The following is a 14707-nucleotide window of genomic DNA, read 5'->3' on the forward strand; positions in this document are numbered from 1 at the left end:
GCTGCCTAATTACGTGGCTCCGCGGCCCCGTTAACCAGCCGGCTTGTTTTCGCCTTTGGGTTTAGCGGCGGCGTTTGGCTTGGCCGGCTTCGGCGCGGGCTTGTCTCCGACGGCGACAGGCTTGGCGGCCGACTTTTTGTCGGCGGAAGCTGCCGGCTTTCTTTCGGCCGACGCGGCCGGCTTTTTCTCGGCCAAGGCGGTCGGCTTGGCGGCAGCCTCCGGTTTGGCGGTCGCATGCCGGACTGCAGCAGGCTTGGCTGCCGGCTTCGCGCTGGCTTCAGCGTTGGGCGCTGCCGCGGCGTCGGGCTTCTTCGCGGCAATCTTCGACTTCTTGCCGCGCTTTGCGGACGCCTGCTTTTCGGCCTCCGCCGCAACGGCGGCGATCAATGCGGGGCCGGTCTTGGTTGGACCGGTATAGACCGGAACAGGCTCGGACGGCTCCGCCGCAGCCGCCAGCAGATCCGCAGGTTTGACCGGGTGGTTCTGCAGCCCCGCCGTGAAGAAGTTCACCGCGGTCTCGCCAGTCGAAGTATTGCCGTTGCTGGCGACGATGTCCGGATCCTCATCGGTGGCCGGCCGCTTGCGCTTGCCGTTGCACATCTCGTCGCGCAGGTTCGGCGGCGTCGCATCGACCGGAACCAGCTTGTCGACGGTGCCAAGCGCGGGCGTCAGCCAGCCCAGCCCGTTGCCGAAGCCGCGCTCCAGCAATTGCGCTGCGCGAACGGCCCGCGCCTGGCCTGAGGATGCGCCGAGCACGACGGCGATCAGCCGCTTGCCGTTGCGCGTGGCGGACGCGACCAGATTGTAGCCGGAAGCGCAGATGAAGCCGGTCTTGAAACCGTCGGCGCCGGGATAGCGCCCGATCAGCTTGTTGAAATTCTGCGTCACCCTGCGGCCGTAGCGGATCGAGGGGATCTGCATGAAATATTCGTATTCGGGCAGGTCGCGAATGACGGCGCGTGCCAGCATCGCGAGATCGCGCGCCGAGGTGATCTGTCCGTCCGCCGGCAGGCCGTTGGGATTGACGTAACTCGTCTGCGTCATGCCGAGCCGCAAGGCGGTCTGGTTCATCATCGCCGAGAAACCGTCGACCGAGCCGCCGACGCCTTCGGCGAGCACCACGGCCATGTCATTGGCCGACTTCACCATCATCATCTTGAGCGCGTTATCGACGGTGACCTGGGTGCCCGGAGGAAAGCCCATCTTGGACGGCGACTGCGAGGCGGCGACCGGCGACACCGTCAAGAGAGTGTCGAGCGACAATCGTCCTTCCTTGACCGCCTTCAGCGTGACGTAAGCCGTCATGATCTTGGTCACCGAGGCGGGATACCAGGGCATGGTGGCATTGTCGGCCTGCAGCACCTTGCCGGTATCGGCTTCGACCACCAGCAGCGCTTCGGCGTGCACGGTGCGCGGCGTTATGACGGCAAGCGCCGTCGCCAGCAAAATCAGGTTCAATGAGGAAGCGCGAAGCAACGGGCGAAGAAGATGCACTTTTCCGTTCCGGTCCTTTGAGACCCGCCTTCGAAAAGGAGAGGTCCTTAAATCAAATGTTCGGGTTTCAAGCGTGTCCGGCGCCGTCGCATTGCGGCAGGTCGCAAACCTATACCGGCTTGGCGATTCAGAACAGAGGCCCGGCGATTTAATCGTGGACGAAATTGGCGCAATTTCGGCGATAGTTGAACCGTAACAGATGCTTGCCGGTCTATTTGACCTTCATGCCGACCTGCGCATTCTCCTGCACCATGAACTGGGCCTTGGCGAGTTCCGCGAAGCGACCGCCCATGGCCACCAGTTCATCGAAAGTTCCACTTTCGATCACCCGCCCGTTGTCGAACATCAGGATGCGGGTCGCGTTGCGGATGGTCGAAAGCCGGTGCGCGATCACAAAGGTGGTGCGGCCCTTCATCACCTCGTCGAGCGCCGCGTTGACCTTGGCCTCGGTGACGGCATCGAGTGCGCTGGTCGCCTCGTCGAGAATCAGGATAGGCGGGTCTTTCAACAGTGCGCGTGCGATCGACAGGCGCTGCCGCTCGCCGCCGGATAGCATCCGGCCGCGCTCGCCGGCATGGGTTTCGAATTTCTTCTCGCTGCGCTCGACGAATTCCAGCGCCTGCGCGCGGCTTGCGGCGATGCGCATTTCCTCATCGGTCGCGTCCGGCTTGCCGACGCGCAGATTGTCCGCGAGCGAGCGGTTGAACAGCAGTGCCTCCTGGAACACCACGCCGATGTTCCGCCGCAGCGCCGTCAGCTTCAATGCGCGAATGTCCATGCCGTCGATCTTGATGATGCCGGACTGCGGATCGAAGGCGCGGTGCAACAGCGCAATCGCCGTCGACTTGCCGGCGCCGGTCGGACCGACCAGGGCGATGGTCTGCCCGGGCAGAGCGGTAAACGAAACGTCTTCGACCGCGGGCCGTTTGCCGTCATAGGAAAACGATACGTCGTGGAATTCGACGAGGCCGGAAAGCCGGCCGGTATCGACCGCTCCGGGCCGGTCGCGCACCGCGGGTACAGCGTCCAGTACGTCGAAGAATTCCTGCAGCCTTGGGGCCTCCATGAACACGCTGTTGATAAAGCTCACCACCTGTTCCAGCTTCTGGATCAGCATGGTCGCGAAGCTGACGAACATCACGATCTCGCCAACCGTCGTCTGTCCCTGCGTGTGCAGGTAGATGCCGACGGTAAAGATCGCGAGCACGGTGATGGTGGTGGAAGCGCGGGTGATGATGGTTACCAGCGCCCACCAGCCGAGCACCGGCATCTGCGCGGCGAGCAGCTTGTCGGCGACGAAACGCATGCCCTGAACCTCTGCATCGATCCGCACGAAGCTCTGCACCAATGCGACGTTGCCGAGCGCATCAGACGCGCGCGCCGAGAGATCGCTGTACTGCGCCTCGACCTCGCTCTGCATGCCGTAGGTCTTGCGTACCACCAGCGTCGTCAGCACCGTGAACACCACGCACAGCACGAACAAGAGGATCGCCAGCCGCCAATTAATGTAGAACGCGAGCGGTAGCAGCACGACCAGCGACAGGATTGCCGCAAAATGCTCGCGGAAGAACGCGACCCAGAGGCGCCACAGCGCGTCGGTGCCGTTCAGCATCACCTTCATCAGCCGCCCCGAATGGGTGCCGGTGTGGTAGGTGAGCGGCAGTTGCATGATGTGCTCGAAATAATCCGTCAGCACCGCCTGGCGTTGCCGGTGCGCCAGCTTGTCGGCGTGGAGCGCGACTAGCGCGCCGCAGGCGATGGTGAACAGCCCAAACACGACCCAGGCCGCCAGCAGCGGCCAAGCCGAGTTCGAGGCCAGCATTCCGCTCTGCGGCTTGCCCGAGAGCACGTCGACGATCTTGCCGAACAGCACCGGCTCGGCGAATTGGGCCCCGGCCAGCAGGAGGTTGGCGACGGCGAGAATCCAGCCCAGCCGCGCCTCCTTGCCAAGCAGCTCGAGGACACGGGTGTAAAGGCGCAGCATGGACATCAGATGAGGCTCGCAAGGCGATTCAATCGCCCATTGTAAGCAGGGATCGCTCCGGACGACTAGTGAGGCAGAGGCATTCATTAGGCAGTGAGGTAGGCGACTTCGGCAGCCAGTTGATCAAGTGGCACCCCTATCCCTAACCCTCACCCGCAAGGCGGAGGGTTGGGGAGAGGGGGTAAGCCCCGGGCGCTGGCGGAAGAAGACCCACTCAATTAATCAGCCGGCTGTTGAGTGGGGGCAGAAACTGGTCGTCGAAAATGTCGGACGCCTGCGGCCGTTTCTGAAACTTGAACTCTTCCGCCACCTGATCGATCGAGCGTTCGAAGCGTGCCGGATCGATGGCGCCGATACCGTTGCGTTTCACTTCGCTGGTCAGGACGTAGTCGCGCAGGATGCTTTGCAGCCGCTCGAGTTCGAGGTCCTTCGATCCGCCGTCCATGCGATTTGCGACCTCGGTTGCGGCGCGTTCGGGGTCTTTGACCGTGAGATGCAACCCGCCGATGACGGCCCGCACGAATCCTTTCACCGCCTCGGGCTTGGCGGCCGCCAGCGCCGGATTGGCGATAATAGCGAAACCGTAGGCTTCACAGCCATAGTCGGCGAATTTCAGCACCGCCAGATCGTCGGCAGGCACGCCGCGGTCCTTCAGATTGATCGCCGACAGATAGGAGAATCCGGTCACGGCATCGATCTGGCCCGCCGACAGCATCGGCTCGCGTACCGCGGCACTGATGCTGCTCTGCTTCACGTTCTTGATCTTGATACTGTTCTGGTGCGCTACCGCCGGCCACAGCTGGGCCGACAGGTCGCCTTCGGCGACGCCGAGAGTCTTGCCCTCAATGTCGGTCAGCGCGCGGATGCCGCGGCTCTTGCGGGCGATGATGGCATAGGGCGCCTTGTTGAACAGCACGAACACGGCCTTGATCCTGGGGCCGCCCTGCTTGTCCTTGTCGCGCAACCGCATCAATGCGTTGATGTCGACGACGGCAAAATCGCTGGTGCCGGCGGCGACGCGCGCAATTGCGTCCGGCGATCCGCTGGCGATGTTGATCGTGACCGCAAGCGCCTCAGCGCTGAACAGGCCGCCGGCGGCGGCCATCACGAACGGCGCCGCCGCGGCATCGATCGGACGATCCAGCGAAAACTGGATTGCGAGCGGAGGCCGAGGTTCGTTGGCGGCGAGGGCGCTATTCGCTGAGAAGCCCGCAATGGCGCACAGCCCGGCAAGGAAAGCCAAGAGAACGCTCAGGCGAGAGCGGATGGCGTTGGTCCTGATCGCACGCATCGAGATGACATCAGCAAGAGGTGGGACAAGTTGCCGCTCCGGCGATGTCGGTTTCGTGACATCGCCGACGGCAGACTTGGCCTTTAGGCGAGCTATTGTGCAGCATCTAACCTGAATGATCGATGACTGCCACGATTTTGCCAGGGATCGTTCAGCTGCCGTTCGGATTCGGGAACCTAGTATCCATTCGATGGTTAGCTATCGAAGGCCTGTCAGGCCAGCTCCCACGGAGGATGTCGAGATGTTCGCGCAAAAAGGTGTGTTTTCATCGATCGGGCGCGCCAGCGCGGTGGCGACGGTTGTGGCCGTTGCATTGACGGCAGTCGCGCCGACCACGGCATTCGCGGGCTCCGCGGCGTCGAGCAAGGGCGTGACGGCCTCGACCGGGACCAGCGACGCCACCGATATCAGCGCCCGCCGCCGGCACTATCGCGGTGGTGGCGGCGCGGCGGCCGCGGCGGCTTTTGCCGGCATCGTCGGCACCGGCCTTGCGATTGCGGCAGCCCAGAACCGCCGTGACTATTACTACGATCGTCACTACGGCTACTATGGCGGTCCGGCCTACTACGGACGCCCGGCGCCGTATTATTACGGGCACGGCCCGTACTATGGCAGCCACTATTATGGCGGCTGGTAACCGCGACGATCGCCACCCGCTGTTAAAGATGAATCCACCGGCTACCCCGGCCGGTGGATTTTTTATGGTTGCAGAGGCGGCCGTTAACACGCCGGCCATGGCTTTGCATTAGGCTCGGAGAATGAGTGATTCGCTCGAACGGCTTTATCAGGCTGTCCTCGCGGCCAGGGATCTCGATCCGGCAACGTCGCGCACGGCCCGGCTGTTTCAGCGCGGCCCCTCCAAGATGGCCAAGAAGCTCGCCGAGGAAGCCATCGAAGTCGTGATCGATGCCGTCAACGGCAAGACCGACGCGGTAGTCCGCGAGAGCGCCGACCTGCTCTATAACCTGACCGTGCTGTGGGCATCGGCCGGCGTGAAGCCGGAGGACGTCTGGCGCGAAATGGAGCGGCGCGAGGACCTGCTCGGCATTGCCGAAAAGCTGCCAAAGCCCGTCAAGTCGCCGAAAACGGCGCCGACCAAGCCGCTGCCCAAGGCGGCAGGGCCCGCAGTCCGGCGGCGAATTGTCGCGCTGGAAGGCCGTTCCTTACGCAAGCGGTAGAAAATCCTCTCAAATTCCGTCGTTTTCCGGCATGGACAAATCCGCTCCATGATGGTTCATGCGCCCATGCTCAAACGGACCTACGATTGGTGTATCAACGCCGCCGACAAGCCCTATGCGCTCTGGATCATGGCGGCGGTGTCTTTCGCGGAAAGCTCGTTCTTCCCGATCCCGCCCGACATCATGCTGCTGCCGATGTCGCTGGCGCAGCCGAAGAAGGCGTGGTGGTTCGCGACCGTCTGTACCGTCGCATCCGTTGCCGGCGGCGTGGTCGGATACGCCATCGGTGCGTTGCTCTATGACTCGGTCGGGCACTGGCTGATCACGGTCTACGGTCTCAGCGACAAGGTCGAAACCTTCCGCGCATCCTATGCCGAATGGGGCGCGGTGATCATCCTGCTGAAGGGGCTGACGCCGATCCCCTACAAGCTCGTCACCATCACCTCGGGGTTTGCGGGCTACAACATCTGGCTGTTCATCCTATGCTCGATCGTGGCGCGCGGCGGACGGTTCTTCGTGGTCGCGGTCCTGCTCAACCGCTATGGCGACGCGATCCGGGCCGAGCTGGAAAAGCGCCTTGGCACCTGGGTGGCCATCGGTGCCATCGTCCTGGTGTTCGGTTTTTACGCCGCGTTCAAGCTGGTCTAGGCTTTGCCGGCATCCCGGCTTCAGGCTACGTTTCGTTCCATGCCCGATCGAATCGGCCGTTTGATCAAGCTATTCGGGACGCAACGCGCGACCGTTGGCCTCGTTGCATCCGTGCTTGCGATCGCTCCCGATGCCGGCTGGTCGCAAGGCGCGCCGCAGCCCTCGCTCGGCCTGCAGTCGCCGGCCCAGCAGCCGGTGCCGGCTCAGCCCGAGCGGCAGCAGAGTGAGCCACAGCGAGCGCCGCGCCAGGAAAATCCCGGCCTGATCAACGAAATCGGAAAGCTGTTCGAGAAATCCAAATCGCTGTTGCTGCCGCTGAAGAGCCCGGGCGAGACCATCGACGATCTCAATGCCGGCGCCAAGGGTGCCGGCGACAGCCTGTCGAATATCGCCAGGCCATCAGTCATGGTGAGCGGGCGGGCGGCGTGTCTTGTCGCGGCCAACGGCGCGCCGGACTGCAAGGCCGGCGCCGACCGGCTGTGCCAGAGCAAGGGCTACAAAGAAGGCAAGAGCCTCGATACTGACGCGGCCGAGAAATGCTCGCCGAAAGTGTTCCTGCCCGGCTACAAGCGGCAGTCTGGTGATTGCAAGACGGAAAATTACGTGACCAGGGCGCTCTGTCAGTAGGGGTCGTTCCGGCATCTGGCAGCGCCAAAACGCAATACTTGACACTGGAAAGATTGCCTTGTTGGTTGGTATGACGTCTGGCATCTCTAGAGCCAAACCGTTTGCCTGAATAACCAGAGGATCGCTTCGAATGTCGATGCCCGCGCTGTTCAAGGGCCGCCTGTCGATACCCGTGATCGGGTCGCCGCTGTTCATCATCTCCGTGCCCGATCTCGTGATTGCCCAGTGCAAGGCCGGCGTGGTCGGATCGTTTCCGGCGCTGAATGCGCGGCCGGCTTCGCTGCTCGACGAATGGCTGGCGCGGATCACCGAAGAGCTCACAGCCTACGACAAGGCGCATCCGGAGCGGCCGTCGGCGCCGTTCGCGGTGAACCAGATCGTTCACAAATCCAACAACCGGCTCGATCACGATCTTGCGGCCTGCGAGAAGTACAAGGTGCCGATGCTGATCACCTCGCTCGGCGCGCGCGAGGATCTCAACCAGGCGGCGCATAATTGGGGCGGCATCGTCTTCCACGACGTGATCAACCAGAAATTCGCGCACAAGGCGATCGAGAAAGGTGCCGACGGCCTGATCCTGGTCGCGGCCGGTGCCGGCGGCCATGCCGGCACGATCTCGCCGCTCGCCTTCGTCGAGGAAACGCGCGCTTGGTTCGACGGACCGATCGCGCTGTCGGGCGCGATTGCCAACGGCCGCGCCATCCGTGCGGCGCGCATCCTCGGTGCCGACTTCGCCTATATCGGCTCCGCCTTCATTGCGACCCAGGAAGCCAACGCGGTCGAAGCATACAAGGAGATGATCACGTCGTCGTCGGCGGAAGACATCGTCTATTCGAACCTGTTCACCGGCGTGCACGGCAATTACCTCAAGCCGTCGATCGTCAAAGCCGGGCTCAATCCCGACGACCTGCCGACCTCCGATCCCTCGAAGATGAGTTTTGGCACGGACGCCTCAGGCGAGCGCGCCAAGCCGAAGGCATGGAAGGAGATCTGGGGCTCTGGTCAGGGCATCGGTGGCATCGGCAAGGTGGTGCCGGCCGCCGAGCTGATCGCGCGGTTTAAGAAGGAATATGACGAGGCGGTCGACCCCGCATTGTGAGGCGTCTTGCGGAGCGGCGCCCCGTCGTGAATGCGACGGAGGATCGGCGATGGCGGACAGAATTTGAGCGCGCGGGTTGCACTGGTGACTGGCGCGTCCCGCGGTATCGGCGCGGCGATTGCCTTGACGCTTGCCGAGGCCGGCGCCGCGGTCGCGGTCAATTATCGCGAGCGCGCTGGTGATGCCGATGCTGTCGTCGCCGCCATCAAGGCCAATGGTGGCCGCGCCATCGCGATCGGAGCCGATGTCTCGCAGGCCGCGGCCGTCACCAACATGGTCGAGCAGGTCGCCTCCGCGCTCGGTCCGATCGACATTCTCGTCAACAATGCGGGCTTAGCTATCGTGCGCGGCGTCGACGACCTCACCGAGGACGATTTTGACCGGACCATTACCGTAAACCTGAAATCGGCGTTCCTGTGCACGCAGGCGGTGCTGCCGGCGATGCGGGCGCGCAAATGGGGCCGCATCGTCAACATCTCGTCGGGCGCGGCGCGCGGCGCGGGTGCCATCGGCGTGCACTACAACGCCTCCAAGGCCGGCATGGAAGGACTGACGCGCGGCTACGCGGCGCGCCTCGTCAAGGAAGGCATTACGGTCAACGCCGTGGCGCCGTCGCTGATCGAGACCGATATGATGGGCGGCCGGACGGATCTGGCGCGCAACATCCCGCTCGGTCGGATGGGCCGGGCCGAGGAAGTCGCGCAAGCCGTCGCGATGGTGCTCGGCAACAGCTACATGACCGGGTAGACCATCGTCCTCAATGGCGGCATGGCGTTCATTTGATGCGCCGCCTTGCTCGCCGTTTCCCGCGAATGGCGCACGGTGCCCTGTCCGCCGCGGGCTCGACTCGTTCCGCCGAAGCAGGCAAGAAGCTCGTCCCTTGATCGACAGGACTTCTCATTCAATGGACGGCATTTTTCGCGTTGACGGCAACGACGTCGTCACTAGCCCCTTTGCGGCAGGCCCATGGGATCCGAGCATGCAGCACGGCTCGCCGCCGGCGGCGCTGGTGGTGTGGGCGGCAGAGCGGATTACGACGCCGGTCGCGATGCGGGTTGCGCGCGTGACCGTGGACCTGATGCGTCCCGTGCCGGTGGCGCCGCTCACCATCGAGAGCGAAGTGTTGCGCGAGGGGCGCAAGATCCAGCTCTGCGCGGTCAGGCTACGGGCTAAAGGCGTCGTCGTGGTCGGCGCGACCGTGCTGAAGATCAAGGTGCAGGCCCAGGAATTGCCGCTAGAGGCCGCGATCCTGCCGGTCGAGCTACCGGGCCCGGATCGATCGCGCGTCGAACCCGCGGATTTTTCCTCCAGCCCGTTCGTATCAGGTATGTCGCTGCGCGCCGCGCGCGGCCGCTTCGGCGAGCCCGGTCCCGGCGCGATCTGGTACCGCGTCGATCGGCCGATCGTGGAAGGCGCAGCCGTTTCGCAGGCGATGCGGGCTATGGCGGCGGCGGATTTCTGCAACGGCACCTCGGCCGTGCTGGATTTCCGCGCGTGGACCTTTCTCAATGCCGACCTGACCGTGAATTTTGCCCGTGAGCCGGTCGGCGACTGGATCCTGCTCGATGCCGAGTCCTGGATCGGTCCCGATGGCGCGGGGCTCGCAATGGCGCGGCTTGCCGACGAGCGCGGTTACTTCGGCCGCGCCATCCAGAGCCTTGTCATCGAGAAGCGTTGACGGCGCGGGGTCGGTACGTAAAGGGACCGCAATCACCGGGATTGCGGCCCCCTTCAATCATTCGAGATCGATCGGCTGGTAACGCCCGCTTTCGTCGAGTGCCGTGCCCCACACCTTGTTCGAGGCCTGGTGCTCGGAGCGGCCGAAGCTGAGCTGGGTCCCGAGACCGAGGTCGAGATTGCGCATGGTCTCCAGCGTGTCGATCAGCTTCTCCGTATCGATCTGCGGGCCGGTCCGCTTGATGCCCGCGATCAGGACGTTAGCGGCGACATAGCCCTCGAACGAAACGTAGTCGGGCGCTTCGCCTGGGAAATACTTGGCGAGCGCATTTTTATATTCGAGCACGGCCGACGAATAGCCCGACACCGCCGGCACCACCTGCGTCACGATCACGCCGTTGGTGTAACGCGGTCCCAAGAGTTTCAGTTCTTCGGCAAGCGCGGTAGAGCCGACGAACGAGACGTTGGAGTAGATCATCCCCGGATAGAGGTCGCGCGTCTTCTCGATGAACCGCGCCGCGGCCCGGTAGGTGGCGACCATGACGACGGCCTTGATCGGCGGTTTCGCGAGCTTCAACTGGTTGATCGCGTCGTCGACGTCGACGGTGTTTCGCGCATAATTGAGCCGGAGGATGGCGCCGTCGTTCACGCCCATGGAGCGAAACGCCTTGGCGACCCCGGCAAATCCGGCGTCGCCGTACGAATCCTGTTGCGCAAACACCGCGATCTGGCGGGGCTGCAGCCGTCGTATCTTGACGAGGTAGCGGACGACTGCGTCGGTTTCCTGAACATAGCTGGCGCGGTAGTTGAACACGTAGCGATCCGGCGGGTCGTTGCGCAGGATGTTGGCGCCGGTGAAGGCCCCAAAAAACAGCATCCGGCGTTCGAGCGCATAGGGGATCGCCACCGCCGCGGTCGGCGTGCCGACATTGCCGACGATGCCGAACACCTGGTCTTTTTCGTAAAGCTGCTTCATCGCTTCCGCGGTGCGCGACGGCTCGTAGCCGTCGTCGGCGGCGTACAGTTTGAGCATCCGCCCGTCGACGCCGCCGGCATCGTTGACCCGGTTGAAGGCGGTCTCGATTCCGAGCTTCATCTGGCGTCCCAACTCACGGGCCGAGCCGGAGAAGGGCGCGGCGATGCCGAAGCGGATTTCCTTTTCGCCGATGCCGCGTGGCAGCGGCCCGGTCGGGACCGGGGCCGTGGGCGCGGTTGCCGCGTTCGCGGCCGTTGCCGCGGCGGCAGGGGACGGGCCGATGACGCTGGAAAGACTAGGGCCCGAGATCGAGCGTTCGAGATCGGCAAGCTGACGATCGGCCCGGATGCAATCGATTTTGCCCGAGCTAACGGCGGCGCGGCCGTCGGCCACGCTGCGATCGAACGTCTGGGTGAGATCAGAACGCTCTGCCTCGTTCGACGAGGCTTCCCGGATCACCTGTGAAAACTTGTCGACGATGGTCTGGATGCGGGGACGCGCAATGTCGCGGCATGCCTGGGCCGAGCCGATCACGGGGCCGACGCGGCCGGCAAGGTCGCGCACGATCACAATCTCGCCGGCAGCCTGAGCGCTGCCTGCGATTCCGAACAGCGCGGCCCCGACCAGCAAGGAGATCCGGTGCGAGGTCATGGCAAAACTCCTTGAGAACAAGATGGCGGAAAGTCGGTTCTCAGGCATTGTCATTCCTCCATCTGGATCATGGGTTGGCGCGTTGTGGCGTCGCCGGATCGGGCTTCTCGCTCCACTGCATGAATTGCTTGAGCAACTGGGACTGCTCGGACGCAGGCGGGGCGCTCGGTGGCGTGGAGGCGAGAACGGCCTGGAATTCGCTGATTGCAGGCTTTGGCGAAGCCTCTCCGGATTGGAACAGGGCAGCCTTGATCGACTGCACGATTCCGGAGGACGCCGACGGCCCACCGTCGCTCTGCCGCGACCCCGGCACGGCGATGACGAAGAACAGCGCCACCACAGCCGCGACGCCGATCGCGGCACCAAAGCGCGCTGCGATGCTCCACAACGCCTTCTTCGATTCCAATTGAGGTTCACGCATGATCTCGGGATCGAGGCGATGGCGCAGCGCATCGGATACGGCGCTCTCGAGCTGGGAGTCGAACGACGCCGGAGAGAACGGTGTCGTTGCGGGGCTGGCGTCGCGCATGGAAGCCGACCGCTCACGTAGCGAGCGCGGCGCGTAGTACAGGGGATCGCGGGGATTGATATGGTCCTGCTCACTCACACTACTCATACGCTCACTCCTCATGTCGCTTGGCGGATTGACCGGCGGATTGCTCGGCGGCGGAACGGCAGGTGACGTACCGGTCAGGAGTTCCAGATCGCGGAAGAGGCGCGCGGGGTCATCGACGTCCGCTTTCTGTCCGCTATCGGGCTTGCTTGGAAGACTTGAATCAAGGTGTGAGGCGTCGTCCCTGCGTCCGACGGCACCTGCCTGCGAGATCGGATCTCGCGACCACACAACGCTCGCTTCCACTGCCCTCGTCCCCTGCCGGCAAATGTTCCGTCTGCCCGACGGATTGAGCCGCCAGACCGCAGAGATCCGCCAGCACACATAAGTTTGTTGGAGCCGCGCGAGGACTAATTTAGGTCGGAAACGTGACGAAAGTAAGTTGAGCTCGCGTTAACTACAACTCACGCGACTCCTGTTTTCAAAGGGTTTGGCGCACGTTCCGCACGATAAGCAGCATGAATCGGCCACAAATGCGCCGGATTCGTCGCCTGTTGCGCTGTTTTCTGCGCGTAGCGCGGGTTTTCACATTAATTACTCGTTAACCAAGTTCGTCGATTGTTAACCATTCAATAAGAAAGGCGAGTCGAGCATCATGGACGTCCGAGCGGATCCCACGCGTCAACTGGTCCGGCTGCGCGGCCGGTCCTATGTCGCGTTCGTATTCAGCCCTGTCGTGCCGATCGTGGAATGGCTCGCCGAGATCGACGCCACGCTGGCCCGCTCGCCCGGATATTTCGTCGGCAAGCCGATCGTGCTCGATCTCTCAGCCGTCGACCTCTCGAGCTCCGCCATCGCCCATCTCGTCGGCAGTCTCAACGAGCGCAACATCCGCGTCCTCGGAATCGAGGGTGTGGAGGAAGATCGTCTCGCGGCGAACATGCCGCCCTTGCTGACCGGCGGCCGTTCCTGCGTGATCACGCGAAGCGAGTCGACGCAGAAATCGGAGCCCGAGCCGAAGAAGCCGACCTCGCTGCTGCTGGAGAACCCGGTACGTTCGGGCCAGTCCATCGTCTTCATGGAAGGCGATGTCACGGTTTTGGGCTCGGTCGGGTCGGGCGCGGAGATCGTCGCCGGCGGATCGATCCACATCTACGGCACGCTGCGTGGCCGTGCGATGGCCGGCGTCAACGGCAATTCCGCCGCACGAATCTATTGCCAGAAGATCGAGGCCGAGCTGCTTGCGATCGATGGCTACTACCAGACCGCAGAAGAAATCGACGTCGCGCTCCGCAGCCGCCCGGCGCAAGCCTGGCTGGAGGGCGATACCATGAAAATTACCCCGCTGAATTAACCGGCTAAGGAGATCAAGTATGGCCAAGGTCCTGGTCGTTACCTCGGGCAAGGGAGGCGTTGGAAAAACCACCTCGACGGCCGCGCTCGGTGCGGCGCTTGCGCAAGGCGGGCAAAGCGTCGTGGTGATCGATTTCGATGTCGGCCTGCGCAACCTCGATCTGGTGATGGGCGCCGAACGCCGCGTGGTGTTCGACCTCATCAACGTGGTGCAGGGTGTCGCCAAGCTGCCGCAGGCGCTGATCCGCGACAAGCGGCTGGAAAATCTCTGGCTGCTGCCGGCCTCACAGACCCGCGACAAGGATGCGCTGACCGACGAGGGCGTCGGCCGCGTTATCGCCGAGCTCAGGAGCCGGTTCGACTGGATTCTGTGCGACAGCCCGGCCGGCATCGAGCGCGGCGCGACGCTCGCCATGCGCTATGCCGACGAAGCCGTCATCGTCACCAATCCCGAAGTGTCCTCGGTGCGCGACTCCGACCGCATTATCGGCATGCTCGATTCGAAGACGGTGAGGGCGGAGCGCGGCGAGCGGGTGGAAAAGCATGTGCTGATCACCCGCTACGATCCGGCGCGTGCGGCGCGCGGCGAGATGCTCAACATCGACGACATCCTGGAAATCCTCGCGACGCCTCTGCTCGGCATCATTCCCGAGAGCCAGGATGTCCTGAAGGCATCCAACGTCGGCACGCCGGTGACGCTCAACAACGCCGAGAGCGCGCCGGCCCGCGCCTATATCGACGCCGCGCGCCGCCTGATGGGCGAACAGGTCGCCATGACCGTGCCGGCTGAGCGCAAGGGCTTCATGAACCGCTTGCTGGGACGGAGAGCTGCATGAGCATGAATCTGCTGCGGCTGTTTAGCGGCCGCAATGCATCTGCCCCGGTTGCGCGGGAGCGGCTGCAGATCTTGCTCGCGCATGAGCGCGGGCTGCTCGGTCAGTCCGACTTGCTGGCCACGCTGCGGGAGGAAATCCTCGCGGTAGTTTCGAAGCACGTGGTGCTCGATCCCGACAAGGTGATGGTCAAGCTGGAGCGCGGCAAGACGGTGTCGACACTCGAAGTCGATATCGAAGTCCCCAATAATTTCGACAAGAAGGCTCCTACCGAAAAGCGCATGGCCGGCTGAAAGGCGCTCGGTCGGCTGAGGGCCGCCACCGATGAGGTTGCGCGGGCGGG

15 protein-coding genes are annotated in these 14707 nt (G+C 63.7%); 10 read left to right on the plus strand and 5 right to left on the minus strand.

Annotated features, from left to right (window positions below; genetic code table 11):
- Window positions 1-30 precede the first annotated feature (30 nt).
- From KJQ96_RS05375 to KJQ96_RS05385, 3 genes are all read right to left on the minus strand, one after another.
- Window positions 31-1494, minus strand: a complete 1464-nt coding sequence (locus tag KJQ96_RS05375) for a D-alanyl-D-alanine carboxypeptidase family protein (protein ID WP_213285654.1) — start codon at window positions 1492-1494, stop codon at window positions 31-33.
- Window positions 1495-1705: 211 nt separating this feature from the next.
- Window positions 1706-3484, minus strand: coding sequence for a glucan ABC transporter ATP-binding protein/ permease (locus tag KJQ96_RS05380; RefSeq protein ID WP_213285655.1), 1779 nt, complete (start codon window positions 3482-3484; stop codon window positions 1706-1708).
- Window positions 3485-3692: 208 nt separating this feature from the next.
- The gene (locus tag KJQ96_RS05385; RefSeq protein ID WP_213285656.1) at window positions 3693-4769 is read right to left on the minus strand and encodes an ABC transporter substrate-binding protein; all 1077 of its coding nucleotides are present in this window, start codon (window positions 4767-4769) and stop codon (window positions 3693-3695) included.
- Between the two features lie 241 nt (window positions 4770-5010).
- On the opposite strand from KJQ96_RS05385, the gene KJQ96_RS05390 reads away from it, so the two are divergent.
- The 7 genes from KJQ96_RS05390 (at window position 5011) to KJQ96_RS05420 (ending at window position 9999) form a co-directional block, all read left to right on the plus strand.
- On the plus strand, window positions 5011-5406 hold the full coding sequence (locus KJQ96_RS05390; protein ID WP_213285657.1) for a hypothetical protein: 396 nt from the start codon (window positions 5011-5013) through the stop codon (window positions 5404-5406).
- Between the two features lie 121 nt (window positions 5407-5527).
- Window positions 5528-5947 carry a phosphoribosyl-ATP diphosphatase gene (gene hisE / locus KJQ96_RS05395; RefSeq protein WP_213285658.1) on the plus strand — a complete coding sequence of 140 codons (420 nt, stop codon included), beginning with the start codon at window positions 5528-5530 and terminating at the stop codon, window positions 5945-5947.
- A 66-nt stretch (window positions 5948-6013) separates the two neighbouring features.
- Window positions 6014-6595, plus strand: a complete 582-nt coding sequence (locus KJQ96_RS05400; protein ID WP_213285855.1) for a YqaA family protein — start codon at window positions 6014-6016, stop codon at window positions 6593-6595.
- A 60-nt stretch (window positions 6596-6655) separates the two neighbouring features.
- Window positions 6656-7222, plus strand: coding sequence for a hypothetical protein (locus KJQ96_RS05405; protein WP_249733766.1), 567 nt, complete (start codon window positions 6656-6658; stop codon window positions 7220-7222).
- Window positions 7223-7352: 130 nt separating this feature from the next.
- Entirely contained in the window at window positions 7353-8321 is a 969-nt protein-coding gene (locus KJQ96_RS05410) for a nitronate monooxygenase family protein (protein WP_213285659.1), read from the plus strand.
- A gap of 30 nt (window positions 8322-8351) precedes the next feature.
- Entirely contained in the window at window positions 8352-9068 is a 717-nt protein-coding gene (locus KJQ96_RS05415; RefSeq protein WP_213285660.1) for an SDR family NAD(P)-dependent oxidoreductase, read from the plus strand.
- A 157-nt stretch (window positions 9069-9225) separates the two neighbouring features.
- Window positions 9226-9999 carry a thioesterase family protein gene (locus KJQ96_RS05420; protein ID WP_213285661.1) on the plus strand — a complete coding sequence of 258 codons (774 nt, stop codon included), beginning with the start codon at window positions 9226-9228 and terminating at the stop codon, window positions 9997-9999.
- A gap of 57 nt (window positions 10000-10056) precedes the next feature.
- Here KJQ96_RS05420 and KJQ96_RS05425 read toward each other — a convergent pair whose 3' ends face one another.
- Together KJQ96_RS05425 and KJQ96_RS05430 are read right to left on the minus strand one after the other, a co-directional pair.
- Window positions 10057-11625, minus strand: coding sequence for an ABC transporter substrate-binding protein (locus KJQ96_RS05425; protein WP_213285662.1), 1569 nt, complete (start codon window positions 11623-11625; stop codon window positions 10057-10059).
- A gap of 67 nt (window positions 11626-11692) precedes the next feature.
- Window positions 11693-12241, minus strand: a complete 549-nt coding sequence (locus KJQ96_RS05430) for a hypothetical protein (RefSeq protein ID WP_213285663.1) — start codon at window positions 12239-12241, stop codon at window positions 11693-11695.
- 592 nt (window positions 12242-12833) lie between these two features.
- On the opposite strand from KJQ96_RS05430, the gene minC reads away from it, so the two are divergent.
- From minC to minE, 3 genes are read left to right on the plus strand one after another with little or no spacing between them, the layout of a single operon-like run.
- Window positions 12834-13532, plus strand: a complete 699-nt coding sequence (gene minC / locus KJQ96_RS05435) for a septum site-determining protein MinC (protein ID WP_213285664.1) — start codon at window positions 12834-12836, stop codon at window positions 13530-13532.
- Window positions 13533-13551: 19 nt separating this feature from the next.
- Window positions 13552-14367: a septum site-determining protein MinD gene (minD, locus tag KJQ96_RS05440; RefSeq protein WP_213285665.1), complete on the plus strand. Its 816-nt coding sequence runs from the start codon at window positions 13552-13554 to the stop codon at window positions 14365-14367.
- Window positions 14364-14657, plus strand: coding sequence for a cell division topological specificity factor MinE (gene minE / locus KJQ96_RS05445; protein WP_156433752.1), 294 nt, complete (start codon window positions 14364-14366; stop codon window positions 14655-14657). The genes minD and minE overlap by 4 nt, the downstream gene beginning before the upstream one ends.
- Window positions 14658-14707: the final 50 nt, after the last annotated feature.

This window comes from Bradyrhizobium sp. sGM-13 (assembly GCF_018398875.1).
Classification (GTDB): domain Bacteria; phylum Pseudomonadota; class Alphaproteobacteria; order Rhizobiales; family Xanthobacteraceae; genus Bradyrhizobium.